Consider the following 23148-nt stretch of genomic DNA (forward strand, 5'->3'; position numbering starts at 1 on the left):
GCCAGGGGAGGCGCTGATGAAAATTTTAGTGACAGGGGGGGCGGGCTTCATTGGCTCGGCCGTGGTGCGGTTTCTGATTGAAGAGACCGAATGTGAAGTGATCAACGTCGACAAACTGACCTACGCCGGCAATCTCGAGTCGCTGGCCGATGTGTCCGACTCGCCGCGTTATCGGTTCTGTCAGGTGGACATCTGCGACAAGCCGGCGCTGGACGAATTGTTCGCACGGCTGCAACCGGATGCGGTGATGCACCTGGCCGCCGAGTCCCACGTGGACCGCTCGATCGATGGCCCGCAAGCCTTCATCGAAACCAACATCGTCGGCACTTACACGATGCTCGAAGCGGCGCGCGGTTACTGGAACCGGCTGGACGCGGCGCGTCAGTCGGCGTTCCGTTTCCATCATATTTCCACCGATGAAGTGTATGGCGACCTGGAACCCGAAGATCCGGCGTTCACCGAGCGTACGCCGTATGCGCCAAGCTCGCCGTATTCGGCGACCAAGGCCGGCTCCGATCATCTGGTTCGCGCCTGGCATCGCACGTATGGCTTGCCGGTAGTGATGAGTAACTGCTCGAACAATTACGGGCCTTATCACTTCCCGGAAAAACTGATTCCTCACGTCATTCTCAATGCACTGCAAGGCAAGCCGTTGCCGGTGTACGGCGATGGCGCGCAGATCCGCGACTGGCTGTTCGTCGAGGATCACGCCCGCGCCCTGTATACGGTGGTCACGCGCGGTGAGGTCGGGCAGACCTACAACATCGGCGGCCACAACGAGAAGACCAACCTTGAAGTCGTGCAAACCCTGTGCGATCTGCTCGAAGCGCGCGGGGCGGAAAAACCGGCGGGCGTCGCGCACTTCCGCGACCTGATCACCTTCGTCAAGGATCGTCCGGGCCACGACAAACGCTACGCCGTCGATGCCGGGAAAATCCACGCGACGCTGGGCTGGACGCCGCAGGAAACCTTCGAAAGCGGTATGAAGAAAACCGTCGACTGGTACCTCGACAACCGCGCCTGGTGGGTCCGGGTGATGTCCGGTGCCTACGCGCTGGAGCGTCTCGGCGAGCAACGCAACGAAGCCCTCGTGGCCTGAACACACAGTCATTCAAATCTCACTGCTTGAAAGGAAAAAAGCATGGCCAAGTACAAAGGAATTCTGCTGGCAGGCGGCGCCGGTTCGCGTCTGCACCCGATCACCCTGGGCGTCTCGAAACAGTCGCTGCCGGTGTATGACAAACCGATGATCTACTACCCGCTGTCGGTGCTGATGCTGGCGGAAATCCGCGAGATCCTGATCATCTCCACCCCGGAAGATCTGCCGGGCTTCCAGCGCATGCTCGGCGACGGCAGCCAGTTGGGCCTGAGCCTCAGTTACGCGGTACAACCGAGCCCGGACGGCCTCGCCCAGGCGTTCATCATCGGTCGTGAATTCGTCGGTGAAGACAACGTCTGCCTGGTGCTCGGCGATAACATTTTCTACGGTGCCGGTTTCGGTGAGACCTTGCTGCAAGCCGCGTCTCGCGATGAGGGCGCCACGGTGTTCGGCTACTACGTGGCCGATCCCGAGCGCTTTGGCGTGGTGGAATTCGATGCCGCCGGCAAGGCCCTGAGCATCTGCGAAAAACCGAGCGATCCGAAGTCCAACTACGCGGTCACCGGCCTGTATTTCTACGATAACGAAGTGCTGCAGATTGCCGCCGACATCAAGCCGTCGCCGCGCGGTGAGCTGGAGATTACCGACGTCAACAACGTCTACCTGCAACGCGGCAAGTTGAATGTGTCGGTGATGGGCCGTGGCATGGCCTGGCTCGACACCGGGACCCACGATGCGTTGATGGAGGCCGGCAACTTTGTGCAGGCCATCGAGAAACGCCAGGGCCTGAAAATCGCCTGCCTCGAAGAGATCGCCTATAACAAGGGCTGGATCGACGACGCGCAGTTGCTGGTGCACGCGGGCAGCATGAGCAAGACCGGTTACGGTCAGTATCTGGCGCGGCTGATCAACGATGATGTGGTGGTTTCGATGGACGCGCAGCGCCCGCTGAAAGGCGCTGCCTGACCGTTGCGAGATCAATGTGGGAGCACGGATGCTCCCACGGTCTCAGTGGCCGGTCACACTGTCATGTTGCGGGGTTTTGACGCCCGGGCGTGGTTCGGCTGGCGACGGTTGCAGGGACTGCAAACGGGCCAGGCGATTGGCGTGAGTCGGCGCTTCGGCCGCCAGTGGCGAGCGGCGTTTGCGGGTTTCTTCACGCAGCACCGGCAACACTTCCTTGCCGAACATGTCGAGTTGTTCCAGCACGGTCTTCAGCGGAATACCGCCGTGGTCGAACAGGAACAACTGGCGCTGATAGTCGCCGAAGTGCTCGCGGAAGGTCAGGGTCTTGTCGATGATTTCCTGAGGGCTGCCGACGGCCAGCGGGGTCATTTCCATGAACTCTTCCAGGGATGGACCGTGGCCGTACACCGGCGCGTTATCGAAGTAAGGACGGAACTCCCGACGTGCATCCTGGGAGTTGCGACGCATGAAGATGTGTCCGCCGAGACCGACGATTGCCTGCTCCGGCGTGCCATGGCCATAGTGGGCAAACCGTGTGCGGTAAAACTCGACCAGCGCCATGAAATGTTCCCGGGGCCAGAGGATGTGGCTGGCAAAAAAGCCGTCGCCGTAATAAGCCGCCTGTTCGGCGATTTCCGGAGTACGGATCGAGCCGTGCCAGACGAAGGGCGGCAGGTCGTCCAGCGGTCGCGGGATCGACGTGAAGTGGTTCAGCGGTGTGCGAAAGCGTCCGCTCCAGTTGATGTCTTCCTCGCGCCAGAGCCGGTGCAGCAGGCGATAGTTTTCCATCGCCAGCGGCAGGGCGTCAGCGATGCTCTTGCCGAACCAGGGATAGACCGGCGCGGTGTTGCCACGGCCGAGCATCAGGTCCATGCGTCCGCCGCAGAGGTTTTGCAACAGCGAATACTCTTCGGCCAGCCGCACCGGATCGTTGGTGCTGATCAGGGTGGTGGACGTCGAAAGAATGATGCGTTGGGTCTTCGCTGCGATGTACGCCAGCAGCGTGGTGGGAGAGGAGGTGATGAACGGGGGATTGTGGTGCTCGCCGGTGGCGAACACGTCCAGTCCGATGTCTTCGGCCTTCTGCGCAATTTGCAGGGTGGCCTGGATGCGCTCGGATTCACTGGGGGTACGGGCGTTGGTAGGGTCCTGTGTGACGTCGCCAACGGTGTAGATCCCGAATTGCATAAAGCCTCCTTGCCTTGGGTAAAGGTGTGTTTGAAACCCTTGCCGCGAAGAATGAATCAACGTGGCACTTGAAATGTACGCCTGTACACGTACAATCGCAATCGTGGGGCATTGTACAAACGGATTTGAAGACCTCATCGAGAGAGGAACACGACATGGAACTGGGATTTATCGGTCTGGGCACGATGGGTGCGCCGATGGTGCTGAACCTGCTGAAGGCCGGGCATCGGGTCCGCGTGTGGAATCGCTCGTCGGCACCGCTGGAAGAGCTGGCCAGGGCTGGCGCCGAACCTGTCGACACCCCCACGCTGGCAGCGCAGGCCGACGTGCTGATTTCAATGCTTGGCGATGACACGGCGATCCGCTCGGTGTTCCTCGACGCCAAGGCGCTGGACGGTCTGCAGGCCGGCAGCGTTCACGTCAACATGTCCACGGTGTCCGTGGCGCTGGCCAAAGAGTTGGCGGCCCTGCACGAGGCGCGCGGCGTCGGTTACGTGTCGGCACCGGTGCTGGGGCGGGTCGATGTGGCGGCGGCCGGCAATCTGAATATTCTCGCCTCCGGGCCTGCCGAAGCACTGGTCCGGGTGCAGCCGCTGTTCGATGTGCTGGGGCGCAAGACCTGGCACTTCGGTGAAGCCGCCGACGTGGCGTGCGCCGCCAAACTGTCGGCCAACCTGATGGTCGCCTCGGCGATCGAGTCCCTGGCCGAAGCCTCGACCCTGGCCGGTGGCTACGGCATCAGCCGTGCGGCGTTCATCGACATGATCACTTCGACGTTGTTTCCCGTTCCGGTCTATCAGGGTTACGGCAAGCAGATGGCCGATGAGACATTCGAGCCGGCCGGCTTCAAATTGTCGCTGGGCCTCAAGGATGTGCGCCTGGTGCTGGAGGCCGGGGAGGCTGCCCAGGTGCCGTTGCCGTTTGCCAGCGTGTTGAAGGACAACTTGCTGGACGGCATGGCCCATGGTCAGTCCGATCAGGACTGGGCATCGCTGTCGCGGGTCAGTGACCGGCGTGCCGGCGTGAAGTAATCAATCGGATTTAAACGCCGTAACTTGCCTTGCTAGTTCGGTTGGAATCTTGCGCTGTTAATTATTGTCGGACAGCTATTTGCCTTTTACTGAAAAGTGAAAGAAGTCTGAGAATAATGCTTGTCAAATGTACGACTGTAGACGTACATTTTTATCGGGGTTTAACAACAATAAAAGTTCGTCTGTTTTTTCGTCTGCTGATCGTAAATAAATAATAGCTAGGAGCCGTTATGAAAAATCTAATGCAATGGAACAGCCTTCCCTCCGAATCCAATGAATGGCTCGAGAAGGTGCGTGCACTGAATCCGCTGATTGTTCAGCACCGCGAGTACAGCGAGCAGACCAATGCGACTCACAAGGATGTGATGTCCCGCTTCTTCAAGGAAGGTTTTGGCCGTACGTCGGTCTCCCGGGCGTTCGGCGGCTCCCAGGTCGATATCCAGACCACTTCCGCGCTGGTGCTGGAATTTGCCCGGCATGATGCCTCGCTGTCCTGGCAGCTGGCGGTACAAGTGGCGATGGGGCGCCTCTCGGATTACCTGCCGGAAGCCACTTCCGAAGCGATCTACAACCACTGCGACGGTTTCGTGATCGGCGCCATCCACTCCGGTGGCGAAGCGCTGCCAATGGGTGACGATTACCTGCTGAGCGGCAAGTGGGCCTTCGCCAGCGGCTCGGCCCACGCCGACTGGCTGGTCTGCACCGCCACCGTCAAAGGCACCGAAAACAACACCACCCCGGAAGTGCGGATGTTCTTCGTACCCGCCAGCCAGTGCACCATTCTGTCGACCTGGGACACCCTGGGCATGCGCGGCACCGGCAGCCATCACTTCCAGTGCTCCAACGTCATCGTCAACAAAGCGTTCTCGCTGGACGTCGAAACTCTGAAAAAATCTCCCGAAGCGCGCAGCTCCCGTGCCTACGCCACCGGCTACTACGAGTTCGGCACTCTGGCAGCAATGTCCACCGTGCTGGGCGTGGCCCGGGCCGCCGTGGATCACTTCCGCAACGACCGTGCGATCAACACCGACCCGGGCCTGGAAGGGGTGATCTTCGAGAAGACCGGCCGCGCCATCTCCTCGGTACACACCGCGCAATTGTTGCTTGAAGATGCCATCCATCAGGTGATCAACCGCGGTGAAACCATCGGCGAACCGGTCAGCGCCCGCGTCGGTCTGGCAGCGTCGGTGTTGACTGAAAACTCGGTCAACGCCGTCAACCAGATCTACTCGATGGCCGGTTCCAAAGCCGTCTACAAGTCGCACTTCCTGGAGCGTTGCTTCCGCGATATTCATACCGGTTCGAAGCACTTCACTCTGTCGCCTTTGAACTTGCACGGTATCGGCAAGTATTACCTGGATAAAACCAACGTACTGGCCGCGGCGTAATAGCGGATAAATAAAACGGGCGCGTTATCAGTGAATGTTCACAGGGATCAATAGCGCGCCCGTTTCAAGTTGCACCTTTATTTTCTTAAATCTCAAACTTTTGTGCTCGCAGTAAAGAGTCAAGGGAGTGCCACATGCTTGCTCGAAATATTATTAAGTCGCTGGTGTTTATTATTCTGGTCGTGGTGCTGTCCGCCGCGCTGGGCTGGCGTTTCTGGTCGCCGCAACCGGCCGCGGCCGAGCAACGGATTCCCAGCACCCGGGTCGGTCTGGCCGTGGTCAAGAAACAACCGTACACCTACTACCTCGAAGCCATCGGCAAACTCGAAGCGCAGCGTCAGGTGCTGGTGTCGGCCGAAGTCAGCGGCAAAGTGGTGGACATCGATTTCGAGTCCGGTGATGAAGTGAAGGCGGGGCAGGTGCTGCTCAAGCTCAACGACGCACCCGAGCAAGGTGAACTGGTTCGCCTGAAAGGCGAGTACGAATCCGCCAAGGCGCAGTTTGCCCGTGTCCAGGAACTGGCCAAGACCGGCGCCGAAAGCCGTCGCGCCTTCGACAGTGCCCACGCTCAATACGACGCGGCCAAGGGCGACATGGAACGCATGCAGGCGCAGATCGCTCAACGGCACATTCGTGCGCCGTTCGGCGGCACCCTCGGCATTCGCCAGGCGCATCTGGGCCAGTACCTGCAAGCCGGCAGCGCGGTAGCGACCCTGACGGATCCGGGCCTGCTGCGCGTCAACTTCACCCTCGCCGAACGCGATGGCTCGCAAGTACAACTGGGCCAGACCGTGCAGGCCAAGGTCGATGCCTGGGGTGACGCGACCTTCGCCGGCAAGATCGTTGCGGTCGACCCGCAGATCAACCAGTCCCACACCATCAACGTTCAAGCGGTCATTACCGACACGCAAAAACGCCTGCGTCCCGGCATGTATGCACGGGTCTCGGTGACCCTGCCACAGACCGCCGAGTTGCTGATTCCGGAAACCGCGATCACCTACAACGCCTACGGCGAGAGCGTGTTCTCGGTCTACACCGACGAGACCGGCGTGCAGAAGGTCAAGCGTGAGTCGATCAAAGTCGGCGAGCGTCGCAACGGCTGGGCGGTGGTCGACAAGGGCTTGATCGAAGGTGTGCAGGTGGTGACTTCCGGTCAGCTCAAACTCCACGATGGCGTGGCGGTGGAAGGCGTCCCGGACACGATTGCTCTTAAACTCAGTGGGCTGGAAAAATGAATTTCACCGACCTCTTTCTTCGCCGCCCGGTGCTGGCCGTGGTGGTCAGCACGTTGATCCTGCTGTTTGGGGTGCGTGCGCTGATGAACCTGCCGATCCGTCAGTACCCGATGCTGGAAACGTCGACCATCACGGTCACGACCCAGTATCCCGGCGCCTCTTCGGAACTGATGCAAGGCTTCGTCACCCAACCGATCAGCCAGGCCGTGGCCTCGGTCGAAGGCATCGACTATCTGTCGTCGGCCTCGACCCAGGGGCGCAGCCAGGTGACGATCCGCATGGCACTGAACAGTGATTCCATCGCGGCGCTGACCGAGGTCATGGCCAAGGTCAACCAGATCAAATATCGCTTGCCGAAGGACGCCTACGACCCTGTGGTTGAACGTACTTCCGGCGGTTTCACCAGCGTGGCTTACGTCGCGTTCGCCAGTTCCAACCTGACCATTCCGGAGATGTCGGATTACATCTCCCGTGTCGTCGAGCCGATGTTCGCCGGCATCGAAGGCGTGGCCAAGATCAACATCATGGGCGAGCAGAAACTGTCCATGCGCCTGTGGCTCGATCCGCAGCGTCTGGCCGGCTACGGCATGACCGGGCAGGACGTTTCGGCCGCCATCGAAGGCAACAACTTCCAGGCAGCACCAGGCCAGGTCAAAGGCCTGTACGTGGTCAGCAACCTGCGGGTCAACACTGACCTGAACAGCGTTGAAGACTTCCGCGACATGGTGCTGCGCAACGACAATGGCCACATCATCCGTGTGCGTGACGTCGGCACTGTGGAACTGAACGCAGCCTCCACCGACACCAGTGGTGCAATGAGCGACGTACCGGCGCTGTTCCTCGGTCTGGACGCCGCGCCGACCGGCAACCCGCTGGTCATCGTCAAACGTGTGCGCGAATTGCTGCCGCAGATTCAGGAAACCCTGCCACCGGGCGTGACCGTGCAGATCCCGTTCGAAGTGGCGCACTTCATTCAGTCGTCGATCGACGAGGTGAGCTACACCCTGCTCGAGGCGCTGGTGATCGTGGTGCTGGTGATCTACCTGTGCCTGGGTACGTTCCGCACCGTGCTGATTCCGCTGGTGACCATTCCGCTGTCGATGCTCGGTGCGGCGATGCTGATGCAGATGTTCGGCTTCAGCCTCAACCTGCTGACCTTGCTTGCCATGGTGCTCGCCATCGGGTTGGTGGTGGACGACGCCATCGTCGTGGTGGAAAACGTCCACCGTCACATCGAAGAGGGCAAGACGCCGTTCGACGCCGCACTGATCGGCGCTCGTGAAGTGGCCGGGCCAGTGGTGGCGATGACCTTCACCCTGGCGGCGGTGTACGCGCCGATCGGCCTGATGGGCGGCCTCACCGGCACGCTGTTCAAGGAGTTCGCTCTGACCCTGGCGGGCGCCGTGGTGATTTCCGGCATCGTCGCCCTGACCCTGTCGCCGATCATGAGTACCCGTCTGCTGGACGCGAAAACCAGCGAAGGCTTCATGGCGGTCAAGGCGGACCGTTTCTTCCAGTACCTGTCCCGTCGTTATGGCGCGCTGCTCGGCGGTTCGCTGGCACGTCGCTGGATCAGCCTGAGCGTGGCGCTGGTGATCTTCTTCAGCCTGCCGTTCCTCTATCGCTCGGCGCAGACCGAACTGGCGCCGCTGGAAGACCAGAACATCCTGCTGACCGCGATCAAGGCGCCGCAGCACGCCAACCTGAATTACCTCGAAGCCTACGCACACGAGCTGTACAAGACCTTCAACGAAATCCCCGAGGGCTACAGCAACTGGGTGGCGAACGGTTCCGACGGTCTGTCCAACAGCGTCGGCGGGATCAACCTGGTGGACTGGGAAAAGCGTGGCCGCGATGCCAACACCATCCAGCCTGACTTGCAGGCACGGGTGAACCAGATCGAAGGCACGAGCATTTTCGTGTTCCAGATGCCGCCGCTGCCGGGCTCCACCGGTGGTCTGCCGGTGCAGATGGTGATCCGCAGCGATCAGGATTATCTGGCGCTGTACAACGTGATGGATCAGCTCAAGAAAGCGGCGCAGGCCAGTGGTCTGTTCGCGGTGGTCGACAGCGATCTGGACTTCAACAACCCGGTGGTGGAAATCCAGGTTGACCGCGCCAAGGCCAACGCCCTGGGCATCCGCATGCAGGATATCGGCGAGACGCTCAACAGCCTGATCGGCGAGAAGTACGTCAACCGGTTCTCGTTCCACGGTCGTTCCTACGATGTGATCCCGCAGTCGGTGTCGGCGGATCGCCTGACCCCGGAAACCCTGAAGCTGTATTACGTGAAGGATCAGAAGGGCAATCCGGTGCCGCTGTCGACGCTGGCCACCCTCAGCGTCAAGGTCGAGCCGAATCGCCTGACCCAGTTCAACCAGCAGAACTCCGCCACGTTCCAGGCCATTCCGGCGCCGGGCGTGACGTTGGGTGATGCGGTGGGCTTCCTGCAGAAACAATCGGAAAATTTCCCGGCCGGCTTCAGTTTCGACTGGCAGTCCGATGCCCGCCAATACGTGCAGGAAGGCAACAGCCTGGCGTTCACCTTCGGCCTCGCCCTGGTGATCATCTATCTGGTGCTGAGCGTGCAGTACGAGAGCTTCCGCGACCCGTTCATCATTCTGATCAGCGTGCCGCTGTCGATCTGCGGGGCCCTGGTGCCGCTGGCGCTGGGCATGACCTCGATGAACATCTACACCCAGATCGGCCTGATCACGCTGATCGGTCTGATCAGTAAGCACGGGATCCTGATGGTCGCGTTCGCCAATGAGTTGCAGCGCCAGCAAGGCATGGACCGCGTGCAAGCGATCCAGCACGCCGCGCAGGTGCGTCTGCGGCCGATCCTGATGACCACCGCTGCCATGGTGGTCGGCCTCGCGCCCCTGTTGTTCGCCAGCGGTGCCGGCGCCAACAGCCGCTTCGGCCTGGGCCTGGTGATTGTGGTGGGGATGCTGATCGGTACCTTGTTCACGCTGTTCATTCTGCCGTCGGTGTACACGCTGCTCAGTTCGATCAAGCAACCGAGCCACGCACCCGAAGCCGAACCGGCCGGTGTGCCGCAACCCATCCTGTGAGGACGTGACATGTATTCGATTACACGTTTGATGCTGGCGCCCCTGGCGGCGGCCATCCTGTTGGCGGCGGGTTGTGTGAACTACGCCGGGATCGATCATCAGGGCAAATTGCTGGCGGTTGGCGATGCGCCGTCCGACAGCCTGAAAGACAAGTTGCCACCGGCCCAGTGGCCGCGTGCGGACTGGTGGACGTCGCTGGGTGATCCGCGTCTGGGCGCGTTGATCGAAGAGGCGTATGCCAGCAACCCGGACTTGCAGGAAGTCGCTGCCCGGGTCGCCAAGGCCAACGCATTTCTCGACCTGCGCGATGCCGAGCGTTACCCGGAAATGGATGCGTCGGCGGGTGTCACTCGCGGTCGGCTGTCGCGCTTCGAGGACTACAGCGGCGAGGGTGAAAAGTACTTCACCGCACGCAATCTGGCGGTGAACTTCAGCTACACCTTCGACCTCTGGGGCGGCCAGCGTGCCGCCTGGGAATCGGCGCTCAACAGCGCACGAGCTGCGGAAGTCGACCTGCAATCGTCGCGGCTGATTCTGGCGACCAACGTGGTCAAGGCCTACAACCAGTTGGCATACGCCTGGCAGGTGTCGGAGCTCAACCAGCGCGATCTGGAACGCTTGAGCAAATTGGTGGAGCTGACGGATTCGCGCTACGGCTCGGGGCTCGACAACCTGTCGCAACTCAAGCAGGTGCAGAGCCTCAAGGCACGTTCGGAATCAACCCTGATCGGCGCCAACGAAGACATCGAAATCGCTCGGCTGCAATTGTCGGCGCTGATCGGCAAGGGCGTCGACCGCGCGCACACGCTCGAGCGGCCATCGAATCTGCAGGCCAGCGTGGTGGCATTGCCGGCGCAGTTGCCGGCCCAGTTGCTCGGTCGTCGCCCGGACATCGTTGCGGCGCGCTGGCGAGTGGAGGCCGAGACCAAGAACGTCGAGGCGGTGAAGACCACGTTCTACCCGAACATCAACCTGGTGGCGGCGGCGGGTTCGCATGCCTTGATCGGTGATGCGATGTTCGCCGGGGTCAGCAAGTTCTGGAATGTGGCGCCGACGGTGTCGCTACCGATCTTCGATGCCGGGCGTCTGCGCTCCGATCTGAAGGCCGGCAACGCTGAACTCGACAGCTCTATCGCGCAATACAACCGGGTGCTGAATTCGGCGTTGCATGAGGTGGCGATTTCGGTGACGCAGTTGCGTTCTTTCGAACAGCAAATCGTCGTGCAGCGCGATGCCTGTTCGATTGCGCAGTCGTCCTACGATCTGTCGCAGTCGCGCTACAAGGCCGGGGAGGACACGTTCCTCGATGCCCTGAATATCGAGCAACAATTGATTCAGGACGAAATGCGTCTGGCCTTCCTCAACAGCAAGCACATCGACAGTTCGGTTTCGTTGATGGCGGCGCTGGGCGGCGGGTTCCAGGCCCCCGCGCTGGAGACGGCACAGAGCAGTGCTCTGTAGTGTTTTTCGGGACGCCGCCTTCGGGGCGGCTGTCGCGGGAAAAAGGCATCTTGTGTATAGTCTTACTGTTCTCGTATAGACGAATACAAGCCGGATTATTCCCGCCTATATCATCAAGGGTACCTACCTATGAACGTCCCGAATCATCCCAATCAGGATCAGATCCTTCTGGAAAATGTGCTGAACGCATTGGGAAGCCCGCTACGCCTGACCGTGTTGAAAGTGTTGTCCGATGGCCAGGAACATCCATGCGGCCGGATCCTCAAGGGCGCATCGAAGTCGACCATGACTCACCACTGGCGGGTCCTGCGCGACAGCGGTCTGATTTGGCAACGCCCCTACGGCCGGGAAAATCTGCTGTCCTTGCGTCGTGAAGACATGGACGTGCGTTTCCCGGGGCTTCTCGACTCGCTGCTGTCGGCGGTCAAGACCGATGAACAGACCATCAGCGTGATCAGCAAACACGAAGTGACCGAAGAAAACGGAGCCGAGTGACAGACACCGCCGGTGAAGGGTTGGCCTTCCACGGCAACCAATCAATTCACCATCACCAGGAAGGTGTGTGCGGGTATGGATACAAGTCATTACTGGTCGTCGCGACCCCTGTCGGAATTGACCGGCTCCGAGCATCACTGGCTGTTTTTGCCCGGGGCACTGACCCCGCGTCTGAAAGCCATGGGCGACTATTCAATCGAAGTGGTCGAGCAGTCCCATGGCCCGCTCAATCCTGAAGAAGCGCAAGCGCTGAACGTACCGCCGATGACCATCGGCTGGGTGCGCGAGGTGGTGATGAAACTGGATGGCGAGGCCTGCGTCACCGCGCGCAGCCTGACCAGCATGCCGGCGCTGAACGGCGACTGGGCGGATCTGAACGGCTATGGTCGCCGGCCGCTGGCCGAGATTCTCTACACGTCGGACCAGACCCTGCGCGAACCCTTCCAATGCGCCTTGCTGTCCCCCGGCGCACCGTTGGCGGCGCTGTCCTATCGCTACGCGCCGCAGGCCAAACGGTTGTTGGCCCGACGTTCGCGTTTTACCCGCAATGGTTCTGCGCTGCTGGTCTGCGAGTGCTTCCTGCCGGCGTTCTGGGCACGGGTCGAGTACGCTCAGGCGCTCAAGTCGGCCTGACAAAATGAAACCTGCGGGAGCGAACTCCCGCAGGTTTTTTTTCGCAAGTTGTTCAGAGCCGGATGACCGCTTCGATCTGCTTGATTGCCGGCGTCAGGGCCTGCGCCAGTTCCTCGGCTTTCGAGGTCGGGCGCATGGTTCTGGATGAGCGCAGAAACAGAGGATCATCGAACCGCTTGCGCAGTCGTGCCAGCGATCCGCTGATGGCGGGTTGTTTGACGTGCAGGCGTTCGGCCGTGCGTGACACGCTGCGTTCGCGGAACAGCACCAGGAAAATGATGATCAGGTTCAGGTCGATATCCGCGAAGTTGTCTTCATTGAATAGCATGGTTACATCCCTGTCATGACCCGCCGGCTAGCAATCTGCGATGCCGGCGGGTGTCTGGATCACTGCTCGGGTGCCAGGCGCAGTTCGTCGTTCAGACGGTAGTAACTGCGGTTGAAATAGACCAGGCCTTCCGTGGCCTCGCTGTGTTGCTGCAGCTCGAGGATTTCACAGTAGAAGATGCTGTGAGTGCCGACCTCGTCGACCTTGCTGACCCGGCAATCGAGGCTGACCAGCGCCTCTTCGATCACCGGCGATCCGGTCTTGAGCGTCTGGCAATTCACGCTGGAAAAACGCTCCTGCATGCTCAACTGCCGATTGGCGAACGCCCCGGAGGTCGACTGGTGGTCGCCGGTCAGGACGTTCACGCACAGCACGCCATTGGTCTTGAAATGCTCGTGATTGGACGACGAGCGATTGACGCACACCAGCAGCGTGGGCGGTGAATCCGTCACGCTGCACACCGCCGACGCGGTAAAGCCGAAACGCCCCGCAGGGCCATCGGTCGTGACGATGGTGACGGCACTCCCCAGCATCGCCATTGCATTACGAAACTCCGTTGAATCAACCATCGCGTCACCTCATTCCATGTAGGTTTAATGGAGCCGATCCGTTCTTCCTTGTCCGTTGTCGTTGTGCGAAAACGGGTATCGGGCAACACGTTCGCTCTGGCGATATAGTACGTATGTATCCGTACCTTGCAAGCTATTCCTTGTGCTTATTTTGCAGATGAAAAGATAAATCTCAGGGGAGTGCCAAGGCTTGCAGCAAGGCTGTGGCATAGGCCGGCAACGTGGAGAAATCCCGGGCGCACAGCAACAGTTTGCGCCTGGCCCACGCTTCATTCATCGGCAGGGACTTGAAGGCCTGCGGTGCGGCACGCTGGACCGCCGCCAGCGGCACGATGCCGATGCCGGCGCCCCGGGCCACCATGCGCATCACGCCGTCGAAACCATCGGCGCGGATGCGCATCTGCATCCGTGAGCCGCTGTGCAGGGCCTGTTCTTCCAGGTACACCGCCAGTGCGCTGTCGGCATGCAGGCCGACGAAGTCATGGCGCAGGGCGTCGCTGAAACTGACTTCGGTCGCATCAGACAGTGGATGTTCCAGAGGCAGAATCAGCACCAGCGGATCATCGCGAAAGGCTCGGGTCTGCAAGTCGGAGGTGTCGATCGCGTCGGACACAATGCCCAGATCCGCCGCGCCCTGGCGCAAGGCATGGGTGATGCGAGCGCTGGGCAACTCCTGCAAATCGATGTCGAGGTTGGGGTGCTCGCGCAGGAAATCCGCCAGTACCTCCGGCAGGTATTCGCTGAGCGCCGTGGTGTTGCACAACAGACGCACCTGGCCTTTGACGCCTTGGGCGTATTCGGCCAGATCCTGCTGCAGGCGGTCGGCCTGTTGCAGCAACACCCGCGCATGTTGCGCCAGAGCTTTGCCGGCCGGCGTCGGCGTGACACCACGGCGCCCGCGCTCAAGAAACTCGGTGCCCAACGAAGCCTCCATCGCCCGGATCCGCGCACTGGCCGCCGCCAGCGACAGATGACTGCGCGCGGCGCCGGCGGTGATGTTGCCGCTGTCGAGGATGTGCAGGTACAGGCGCAGGTCGGTGAGGTCGAAGTGCATGACGCGTGGCTCTTGCTGAGAGAGAGGCTGCCTCAGTGTATGACAGATTTTCAGCTCATCCGCGCAGGCGCACAGTATCGCTATGAACGCACTCGCAGATTTTTATCAAAACCTCGGTCTGGCCCTGTCATTGCTGGTGATTGCGACCTTCGTCGTCGCCGGCCTGATCAAGGGTGTGATCGGTCTCGGCCTGCCCACTGTCGCCATGGGCCTGCTCGGTCTGGCTATGGCGCCGTCGCAGGCTGCGGCGTTGCTGATCATTCCGGCGACCCTCACCAACGTCTGGCAACTGGCGTTCGGCGGGCATTTGCAGGGGCTGGTGAAACGCTTGTGGCCGATGCTGCTGGCGATCTTCCTCGGCACGGCGATCGGCACCTTGTGGATCGGCATGGAGGGTGGGCATTGGGTGGTGCGCGGACTTGGCGCGGCGCTGTTGCTCTATGCGCTGAGTGGATTGTTCCTGCCGACGCTGAGTGTCAGTCGCCGCCATGAACCGTGGCTGGGACCGCTGTGTGGCGTGGTCACCGGCGTCATCACTTCGGCCACCGGCGTGTTCGTGATTCCCGCCGTCCCCTACATGCAGGCACTGGGTTTGAACCGCGACGAACTGGTACAGGCGCTGGGCCTGTCCTTCACCGTGTCGACCCTGGCGCTGGCCGGTGGATTGCTCTGGCGCGGGTCGCTCGGCGGCGCAGAATTGAGCGCCTCGTTGCTGGCGCTGATCCCGGCGGTGCTCGGCATGCTGTTCGGCCAATGGCTGCGCCAGCGCATCAGCGCCGTGCTGTTCAAGCGAGTGTTCTTCATCGGTCTGGGCGCGCTCGGCGCCCATCTGTTGATCAGCGGCTAGCGGACGAATCGCTGAGCATGTCGATCGGACGGATGTCGAAATCCCGCTCCAGATACTCCATGCGCTGAGCGAGAAACTGCTGCATGTGCGGCAGATTCGAGTGCACGTCCAGGTGCGCCTGGGTTTCCCAGATTTCGTAGAAAATGAACAGGCTCGGATCTTCCTTGTCGCGCAGCATGTGGTACTCGATGCAGCCCGGTTCGGCGCGGCTCGGCTCGACGTAGGCGCGGAAAAACGCTTCGAAGGCCTCTGCTTTTTCCGGGCGGGTCTTGGCGTGCAGGATGAAACCCTGGCGTTCGCTCATCGTAAAAAACTCCTCAGATTCAGATGGCGGCCAATCCTAAGGCAACAATCGGCATTCGATTCGTGCGTTTTACTCAAATGAATTTTGCGCAACCGCGGCTTATTCCGCGCGAGGCGCATCGTTAATCTGCCGCCATTCAATTTTTCCCCTTCTCCATCCAGCGCTCTGCGCTGCGCATCGGAATCCGATCGAGGCTGTCCCATGAAAAAAGTGCTGTTGCTCAACGGCGGTAAAAAATTCGCCCACTCCGACGGTCGCTACAACGCCACCCTGCACGAAGCGGCGCTGAGCGTGCTGGATCGCGGCGGTGTCGACGTCAAGACCACCTTCATCGACGAGGGTTACGACATCGCCGAAGAAGTCGCCAAATTTCTCTGGGCCGACGTGATCATTTATCAGATGCCGGGCTGGTGGATGGGCGCGCCATGGACCGTGAAAAAGTACCTCGACGAAGTCTTCACCGAAGGCCACGGCAGCCTCTACGCCAGTGACGGTCGCACCCGTTCCGACTCCTCGCAGAAGTACGGCAGCGGCGGTCTGATCCACGGCAAGCAATACATGCTGTCGCTGACCTGGAACGCGCCGCAGCAGGCGTTCGATGACCCGACCGACTTCTTCGAAGCCAAAGGCGTGGACGCGGTTTACTTCCCGTTTCACAAGGCCAACCAGTTTCTCGGCATGACCGGCCTGCCGACCTTCCTCTGCGTGGACGTGATGAAACGCCCGAACATCGAAGCGGATGTGGCGCGTTACGAGCAGCATCTGACCGAGGTGTTTGGCCTCAAGGCCTGACGCTCGGCTACTATCGAAGGCCTGAGCTTGCGCAGCAGGCCTTTCGATTCGAGGACACCCGTGAAAGCCAGATCCGATGAGTTGCAGATTTTCGTCTGCGTGATCGAATGCGGTTCAATCTCCGCCGCCGCCGAGCAGGTCGGACAGACGCCGTCGGCCGTCAGCCGCACGCTGTCGCGGCTGGAAGCCAAGCTCGACACCACGCTGATCAACCGCACGACCCGACGCATGGACCTGACCGAGGAGGGCAAGTATTTCTTCGAGCAGGCCAAGCTGATCCTCGACCAGATGGATCAGCTCGAGGAGCGCCTTTCTTCGCGCCAACAGACGCCGTCCGGTCGGCTGCGAATCAACTCCGCATCGCCGTTCATGCTCCACACCATCGTGCCGTACATCGACGAATTCCGGCGGCTGTACCCGGACATCCAGCTCGAACTCAACAGCAATGACTTGATCATTGACCTGCTGGAACAAAGCACCGACGTCGCCATCCGCATCGGCACCCTCGCCGATTCGACGTTGCATGCCCGCTCGCTCGGTTGCAGTCCGCTGTTGATCGTTGCCAGTCCCGCCTATCTGGAAAAACACGGCGCGCCGCTGGAAGTGGCCGACCTCAGCGAACACACCTTGCTCGGCTTCACCCAGAACGAAGGCCTCAACCAGTGGCCGCTGCGTTACGTACACGGTGATCGCTGGCCGATCACCCCGGCGATCAGCGCCTCCAGCGGCGAGACGGTTCGGCATCTGGCGCTGGAAGGCCAGGGCATTGCCTGCCTTTCGCATTTCATGACCATCGACGACATTCGCGCCGGGCGCCTCAAGGTGTTGCTGGCGGAATTCAACAGCGGTTATCGCCAACCGATCAACGCGGTGTACTACCGCAACTCGCAACTGGCGCTGCGGATCCAGTGCTTCCTGGACTTCATCCAGAGCAAACTGGCGGCTTACGCCAGCGCCGATTTCAAAGGCTGATTCGTGACTCCTGCGCAAGAGTGAATTGGCTGAGGGCGGGTTTTTCCACCGGACTCGCCGGTCGATACTCGTTGCATCACTTATTCACGCAGGGAGTTTCTCCATGAACGTATTCGTCACCGGCGCTGCCGGTTTTATCGGCGGCTCCATCGCTACCGGTCTGGTCAAGGCCGGGCACACCGTCACCGGTCTTGTACGCAGTGCCGAGCAGGCCGATGAGTTGAAAGCACTGGGCATTACCCCGGTGATCGGCACCCTCGACGACAAGGCACTGCTGGCCGAACAGGCCCGCGCCGCCGACGCTGTGATCAACGCCGCCAGCAGCGATCATCGCGGCGCGGTCGAAGCCTTGCTCGATGCCCTGCGCGGCTCGAACAAAGTGTTCCTGCACACCAGCGGTTCGAGCATCGTCGGCGATGCGTCGGGCGGCAAATCCAGCGATGTCATCTACTTCGAAGACAACCTGCCGGAGCCGACTGTCGACAAAGCCGCACGGGTGGCCATCGACAACCTGATCCTCGCGGCAGCGAAGGACGGCGTGAACTCGGCCGTCATCTGCAACACCCTGATCTACGGCCACAGCCTGGGCGTCAATCGCGACAGCGTGCAACTGCCGCGCCTGCTGAAACAGGCGCGCAAAAGCGGCGTGGTGCGTCACGTCGGCACTGGCCAGAACATCTGGTCCAACGTGCACATCGAAGACGTGGTGTCTCTGTACCTGCTGGCGCTGACCAAAAACGTCCCGGGCACGTTCTACTTCGTCGAAAGCGGCGAAGCGTCGTTCATCGACATGACCACCGCCATGGCCGAAGCCCTGAATCTGGGCCAGCCACAAGACTGGCCGCTGAAAGACGCCGAAGCAGAGTGGGGCTACGAAATGGCCAACTACGGCCTGGGCTCCAACAGCCGGGTACGCGGCAAACACGCCCGTGAGCTGCTGGGCTGGGTACCGAAGCGCACGTCAGTGGTCGAGTGGATTCGCAACGAAATGGTGTGAGCCCATCCGCGCATCCGGGCCTTGCCAAACCTGTGGGAGCATCGTGCTCCCACAGGTTTTTTTGTGCCCCGGAAATTCAGGACATGAACGTGGGATCTGATTTTTAGGCGGCTGTTTATCGAGACGTTCAGAAATTTCCTACTAGTCTGATCCCCGCACAGGCATGGCCAACGCAGCTGGCCGGTTTGTAGGATAGCGGGCACCCACTGGTTGTCTGGCCATGAGGCCAGGTCGGTGGGTAACGCCCGTGGAATTTTTTTGCAAAAGGAATTTGCGATGGCAATACGCACCTCTGCTGCCTGCACGTAAAGGCATATCCCGGGCGAACCAGACGATTTCGCCTCCTCACGGTTCATGACACGGCGCCAAGCGCCTTGGCCGGAGCATTGCGCTCTTCGGTCGTGGGCACACTCATCCGCGAAATTGGCAAGAACAAGGAGTAGTTATGGTCATTTTGGGCATTACCAATAACGATTTGTCGGGCGCTTGCCTGGTACGCGATGGTCAGATTCTCTCGGCGGTCAGCGAAGAGCGTTTCACCCGCATCAAGGACCACAAGATCTGGCCCGCCAAGTCCATCGAGTTTGTGTTGAGCCAGGCTGGCGTGTCACTGGAAGATATCGACTACGTGGCTTACGGATGGAATGCCGGTTTCAACGCAGATAAACACCTTGAGTTGTATTTCGACCGAATCGTCGAGGAAGTCCGGAACAACCCCGAAGGCCTGGCGCAGTTCCGCCAGCGTGTCACCGATGAAGTCCGAAACGACAGAGAGAAGCGCGCCGAATTCGATCAATACATTGTCGCCAATGGCTTGGCCGGCAAGGCGTATTACATCGACCACCATGAATGCCACGCCCTCGGTGCTTATGTCTGCTCGCCGTTCGATGAAGCCTTGACCCTGACCTGTGACGGGCGCGGCGACTTCCAGTCGCTGACCGTGACCTGGTACAGCCCGACCGAAACCACGGTGCTGCAGCGCGAAACCAGCATCGACAGCCTGGGTTATTTCTACGGCCGGATCACCCATTTGCTGGGCTACAAACCGAACCGGCATGAAGGCAAGGTCACGGGCCTGGCTGCTTTTGGCGATCCGCAGAAGTTGCTGGGGGTGATGCAGCAGATGATCCGTTTTGAAGACGGACGCATCAAGGCCCGTTGCGGCGACCTGTTCGTGCCGTCCTACAACAACTACAGCGAATCACTGGAAACCCTTTTCTCCCGGGAAACCCCAGAGGACATCGCCGCCGCCGTGCAGCGTCACTCCGAAGACTTGCTGGTGGCGATCGTCAAACATCACCTGGAACAACGCGGCAGTACCAACCTGTGCCTGGCCGGCGGTGTATTTGGCAACGTCAAACTCAACCAGCGCCTGCGCGAGATTCCCGGCGTGAAAAACGTCTATGTGCTGCCGTGCATGGGCGATGGCGGGCTGGCGCTCGCGGCGGCTGTCGGGGCGGCGTACCTGGAGAACGGCACCCGCTTCAAGAACCCGGCGATGACCCTCGGGCCGGAATCGCGCAGCGTTTCGCAGAACATCAACCTGATCCATCGCGACTACCCTGAACTCGGTTACCACACCCCGTCGAACATCATCGACGTGTTGACCGACGCACTGATGGAAAATCAGGTGCTGGGCATGTTCAAGGGCAAGATGGAGTTCGGCCCGCGCTCACTGTGCAACCGAAGCATCGTCTATCACGCGCAGGATGGCGAAGTGAACGACTGGCTGAACAAACGCATGCACCGCACGGAGTTCATGCCCTTCGGCCCGGTCACCGCCATCGAACAGGCGGCGGCCTGTTACATCGGCTGGGACGAGGATCAAGTGGCGGCAGACACCATGACCATGACCTACGATTGTCATCCGCAGTTCAGCGAAGCGAGCCCGGCGGTGGTGCACATCGACGGCACGGCGCGGCCGCAGATCATTCGCCCGGAGCGCGATGCGTTCATGCATCGTCTGTTGAATGCCTGGCATGAGCGGACCGGTCAGGCAGCGTTGATCAACACGTCGTTCAACCGGCACGAAGAGCCGATCGTGTGTTCGCCTCAGGATGCACTGGATGCGTTGAAAGAAGGGATGGTCGATCTGGTGGTGATGAGTGAATCACTGATTGTCTGGCGCAAAGGCAAAAACAGCTTCACCCAACAACGCTTCGAATAATGGATGGATGGTTACAGGGCTCCGCTGGAGCCCTGCTCAGGAGTATCGAGCGTATGGTTGACCCATGTATCTGATCTTTTTCGGGTTCTTTGCGGCAGAAGGGATCATCTATCCGTTCTGGCCGACCTGGCTGAATTCGCTGGGTTTCAGCGCCAGCCAGATTGGCCTGCTGATCGCGGCGGTCTATTGGCCCCAAGTCGTGACCGGAGTGTTGATCACTTACGTGGCCGATTGGCGCGTGGACCAATTGCGGCTCGCGGCGTTTCTCGGTTTCTCGGCAGCGTTGTGTACGTTGCTGTTCTATTTCATGCCGGTGCACCTGTGGGGATTCGTGTGCCTGAGCATCCTGTTTGGCGGGCTGTGGATGGTGGTGTTGCCGCTGTCCGAGTCCTATCTGCTCAAGCGTGACAAGCAAGCCCTGCAGAACTACGGCTGGGTCCGTGCGGTGGGCTCTTCAGCATTTATCCTGACTTCGACCCTCGGCGGCCTGTTGTTTGCGCAGTACAGCCAGTCATGGGTGCCGGTGGTGATTGCCGCGTGCATGTTGCTCACCGCGCTGGCGTGCCTGTGGCTGAAGCGTCAGGTCTCCCGTGCCCATCTGGAACCGGTCAGTCGCACCCTTGAACGACCGGACTGGAAAGCGCTGTTCGCGCAAAAAAGTCTGCTGATCGCGATTGCCGCCGCCAGCTTCATTCAACTGAGTCACACCCTGTACTTTTCCACGGCGTCGATTGGCTGGGGCGTGAAGGGCTATTCTTCAACCGCCATCGGGGTGTTCTGGTCAGTGGCGGTGATCGCGGAAATCACTTATTTCGCGTTCTCCAACAAGGTCCTGTCGTTCTGTTCGCCGTTGCCCATCGTGATGTTTTCCAGTGTCTGTGCGGCGGCGCGCTGGGCGTTGTTTTCCGACAGCGATGCGGTGCCGGTGATCCTGCTGGGGCAATGCCTGCACGCCTTGAGTTTCGCGGCGTATCACTCGGCGATCATGCGCTGCATTCGCGATCACGCCCCGCCAGATATCCAGGTGTTTACCCAGGGTGTCTATTACTCGCTGGCGGTTGCCTTGCCCATGGGGCTGGCCACACCCTTTGCCGGGTATCTGTACGAGACGCAGCCACAATGGTCCTGGTATGTCATGGCGCTGTTTGCCCTGATGGGAACCGTGCTGGCATTCATTGCTCACCAGAAAATGCGAAGTGCAACCGATGACACAACGAACGTTTACAGCCGTCTGCTTTGATATGGACGGCGTGCTTATCCAGTCTCGCGAGGTCATCGAGTTCGCCTGGACCACGGTGGCGCGCAACTACGGTGTGACAGTCGATCAGGCCTTCATCGACGACCATATTCACGGCCGCCCGGGCGGTTACACCCTGCAGGCCCTGTTTGGCCGGTTTGACGAACAGACGCGCGTGGCCATCAAGCAAGAAGTCGACGCCATCGAAGAGGTTTCGATCTGTTCGCTGGTGCCGGGCGTCGCTGCGTTCATCGCCCAATTGAATGGGCGCGTGCCGCTGGCGCTGGTGACCAGCAGTTGGCGAGCGCGAGTCGACCACGTCTTGCAGCAACACGACCTGACGTCGGTTTTCGACTGCATCATCTGCCGCGACGATGTGCGCAGTGGCAAACCGGCTCCCGATCCTTATCGCCTGGCCGCCGCCCGACTGGAGCGTCAGAGCGATGAATGCCTGGTCTTCGAAGATTCCGTCAGCGGCGTGCAGTCGGCGGTCAGCAGCGGCGCGCTGTGCATCGGTATCGGCGACGATCCGACGCTGAGCGCTCACGGGGCACTGCGGACGTACGCGGATTTCACGGCGCTCCCGGTCTCGCAGGGCGGGGTGGATACACACCTCTATGCCGACGGTGGGTTGTTTATCAGCGGGCAGCTTGCCCAGAGGTTCGCACGCTCATGACACCGACTTTGCGACACGCGACCGTCCTGTGGAATTTCCTGGGGGCGGGGCGCCAACACAGCGATTGTGAGCTGATCGTGGTGTGCGGCTCCTACGACCTTCGAGTCTGCGATTACGCCTGTCAGTTGCTGAAAAAAGGCGTCGCCCCGCATCTGTTGTTTACCGGCAACACCGGTAACTGGACGAAGCATTTGTGGGAACGGACCGAAGCCGATATTTTTGCGCAACGGGCCATGGTGCAAGGCGTTTCGGCGGACCAGTTCACCCTCGAATCCCGTGCCACCAACTTCGCCGAGAACATCGCGTTTGCCCGAGCGTTGTTCCCGGACGTGCGCCGGGCGACGTTCCTGACCAAACCGAATTCGATCCGGCGCGTGGCGTTGACCTTGCCCGTTCAATGGCCAGGGCTTGAGGCTTGGGTGGATGCGCCGTCCTTCAGTTTTCCGGGGGAGGTCAGCAACCTGATCGGGGTTCTGGGGCTGATCGACGAAATGGTCGGGGATGTGCACCGGATCATGGTTTACCCTTCGCTGGGCTTTCAGGTCGAGCAGGTGATTCCCGAGGAAGTCGAGGTAGCCTGGCGCTACCTGATCGAACAAGGATTCGATCACCATTTGATCAAAGGCAGACACTGA

The 23148-nt window shown here is 60.6% G+C and carries 22 protein-coding genes; 17 read left to right on the forward strand and 5 right to left on the reverse strand.

The features are described from left to right. Window positions 1-16: 16 nt before the first annotated feature. On the forward strand, window positions 17-1099 hold the full coding sequence (rfbB, locus tag AC1RR7_RS18615; RefSeq protein WP_493158125.1) for a dTDP-glucose 4,6-dehydratase: 1083 nt from the start codon (window positions 17-19) through the stop codon (window positions 1097-1099). Between the two features lie 42 nt (window positions 1100-1141). After that, complete coding sequence (rfbA, locus tag AC1RR7_RS18620; protein WP_085734075.1) at window positions 1142-2065, forward strand: glucose-1-phosphate thymidylyltransferase RfbA; 924 nt, start codon at window positions 1142-1144, stop codon at window positions 2063-2065. A 42-nt stretch (window positions 2066-2107) separates the two neighbouring features. Here the strand turns inward: rfbA and AC1RR7_RS18625 are convergent, their stop codons facing one another. Further along, entirely contained in the window at window positions 2108-3253 is a 1146-nt protein-coding gene (locus tag AC1RR7_RS18625) for an LLM class flavin-dependent oxidoreductase (RefSeq protein WP_096818702.1), read from the reverse strand. Window positions 3254-3279: 26 nt separating this feature from the next. On the opposite strand from AC1RR7_RS18625, the gene AC1RR7_RS18630 reads away from it, so the two are divergent. From AC1RR7_RS18630 to AC1RR7_RS18660, 7 genes are all read left to right on the forward strand, one after another. Beyond that, complete coding sequence (locus AC1RR7_RS18630; protein WP_493158126.1) at window positions 3280-4284, forward strand: NAD(P)-dependent oxidoreductase; 1005 nt, start codon at window positions 3280-3282, stop codon at window positions 4282-4284. 230 nt (window positions 4285-4514) lie between these two features. After that, window positions 4515-5672, forward strand: coding sequence for an acyl-CoA dehydrogenase family protein (locus AC1RR7_RS18635; protein WP_493158127.1), 1158 nt, complete (start codon window positions 4515-4517; stop codon window positions 5670-5672). A 134-nt stretch (window positions 5673-5806) separates the two neighbouring features. Next, a complete protein-coding gene (locus AC1RR7_RS18640) occupies window positions 5807-6907 on the forward strand; it encodes an efflux RND transporter periplasmic adaptor subunit (RefSeq protein ID WP_493158128.1) in 1101 nt (366 codons plus the stop codon). Further along, window positions 6904-9981 carry a MexW/MexI family multidrug efflux RND transporter permease subunit gene (locus tag AC1RR7_RS18645; protein WP_096818710.1) on the forward strand — a complete coding sequence of 1026 codons (3078 nt, stop codon included), beginning with the start codon at window positions 6904-6906 and terminating at the stop codon, window positions 9979-9981. Before AC1RR7_RS18640 ends, AC1RR7_RS18645 begins: the two co-directional genes overlap by 4 nt. Before the next feature lie 9 nt (window positions 9982-9990). After that, window positions 9991-11442, forward strand: coding sequence for an efflux transporter outer membrane subunit (locus tag AC1RR7_RS18650; protein ID WP_273538200.1), 1452 nt, complete (start codon window positions 9991-9993; stop codon window positions 11440-11442). A gap of 129 nt (window positions 11443-11571) precedes the next feature. Further along, window positions 11572-11937, forward strand: a complete 366-nt coding sequence (locus AC1RR7_RS18655; protein ID WP_007953843.1) for an ArsR/SmtB family transcription factor — start codon at window positions 11572-11574, stop codon at window positions 11935-11937. A 75-nt stretch (window positions 11938-12012) separates the two neighbouring features. After that, complete coding sequence (locus AC1RR7_RS18660) at window positions 12013-12570, forward strand: chorismate--pyruvate lyase family protein (protein WP_493158129.1); 558 nt, start codon at window positions 12013-12015, stop codon at window positions 12568-12570. Between the two features lie 52 nt (window positions 12571-12622). On the opposite strand, the gene AC1RR7_RS18665 is transcribed toward AC1RR7_RS18660, so the two are convergent. From AC1RR7_RS18665 to AC1RR7_RS18675, 3 genes are all read right to left on the reverse strand, one after another. Continuing rightward, window positions 12623-12898 (reverse strand): helix-turn-helix domain-containing protein, encoded by a 276-nt coding sequence (locus tag AC1RR7_RS18665; protein ID WP_085713206.1) that lies wholly within the window; start codon window positions 12896-12898, stop codon window positions 12623-12625. A 59-nt stretch (window positions 12899-12957) separates the two neighbouring features. Further along, entirely contained in the window at window positions 12958-13467 is a 510-nt protein-coding gene (locus AC1RR7_RS18670) for a flavin reductase (RefSeq protein WP_007953834.1), read from the reverse strand. 172 nt (window positions 13468-13639) lie between these two features. Continuing rightward, window positions 13640-14521: a LysR family transcriptional regulator gene (locus AC1RR7_RS18675; protein WP_493158130.1), complete on the reverse strand. Its 882-nt coding sequence runs from the start codon at window positions 14519-14521 to the stop codon at window positions 13640-13642. 82 nt (window positions 14522-14603) lie between these two features. Between AC1RR7_RS18675 and AC1RR7_RS18680 the strand changes: the two genes are divergently transcribed. Continuing rightward, window positions 14604-15368 (forward strand): sulfite exporter TauE/SafE family protein, encoded by a 765-nt coding sequence (locus tag AC1RR7_RS18680; protein ID WP_493158131.1) that lies wholly within the window; start codon window positions 14604-14606, stop codon window positions 15366-15368. On the opposite strand, the gene AC1RR7_RS18685 is transcribed toward AC1RR7_RS18680, so the two are convergent. Beyond that, complete coding sequence (locus tag AC1RR7_RS18685) at window positions 15358-15672, reverse strand: putative quinol monooxygenase (RefSeq protein ID WP_096818720.1); 315 nt, start codon at window positions 15670-15672, stop codon at window positions 15358-15360. The genes AC1RR7_RS18680 and AC1RR7_RS18685 overlap by 11 nt on opposite strands. 201 nt (window positions 15673-15873) lie before the next feature. Between AC1RR7_RS18685 and mdaB the strand changes: the two genes are divergently transcribed. From mdaB to AC1RR7_RS18720, 7 genes are all read left to right on the forward strand, one after another. Continuing rightward, window positions 15874-16464 (forward strand): NADPH:quinone oxidoreductase MdaB, encoded by a 591-nt coding sequence (gene mdaB, locus AC1RR7_RS18690; protein WP_493158132.1) that lies wholly within the window; start codon window positions 15874-15876, stop codon window positions 16462-16464. Between the two features lie 60 nt (window positions 16465-16524). Continuing rightward, complete coding sequence (locus AC1RR7_RS18695) at window positions 16525-17436, forward strand: LysR substrate-binding domain-containing protein (protein WP_493158133.1); 912 nt, start codon at window positions 16525-16527, stop codon at window positions 17434-17436. Between the two features lie 103 nt (window positions 17437-17539). Further along, window positions 17540-18433 carry an NAD-dependent epimerase/dehydratase family protein gene (locus AC1RR7_RS18700; protein WP_493158134.1) on the forward strand — a complete coding sequence of 298 codons (894 nt, stop codon included), beginning with the start codon at window positions 17540-17542 and terminating at the stop codon, window positions 18431-18433. Window positions 18434-18878: 445 nt separating this feature from the next. Then, window positions 18879-20600, forward strand: a complete 1722-nt coding sequence (locus AC1RR7_RS18705; protein WP_273538216.1) for a carbamoyltransferase C-terminal domain-containing protein — start codon at window positions 18879-18881, stop codon at window positions 20598-20600. A gap of 64 nt (window positions 20601-20664) precedes the next feature. Then, the gene (locus AC1RR7_RS18710) at window positions 20665-21840 is read left to right on the forward strand and encodes an MFS transporter (protein WP_493158135.1); all 1176 of its coding nucleotides are present in this window, start codon (window positions 20665-20667) and stop codon (window positions 21838-21840) included. A 1-nt stretch (window position 21841) separates the two neighbouring features. Next, window positions 21842-22513 (forward strand): HAD family hydrolase, encoded by a 672-nt coding sequence (locus AC1RR7_RS18715; protein ID WP_493158136.1) that lies wholly within the window; start codon window positions 21842-21844, stop codon window positions 22511-22513. Next, window positions 22510-23148, forward strand: coding sequence for a YdcF family protein (locus AC1RR7_RS18720; protein ID WP_192559719.1), 639 nt, complete (start codon window positions 22510-22512; stop codon window positions 23146-23148). Before AC1RR7_RS18715 ends, AC1RR7_RS18720 begins: the two co-directional genes overlap by 4 nt.

It is taken from the genome of Pseudomonas sp. GW821-FHT11G12 (assembly GCF_058808055.1).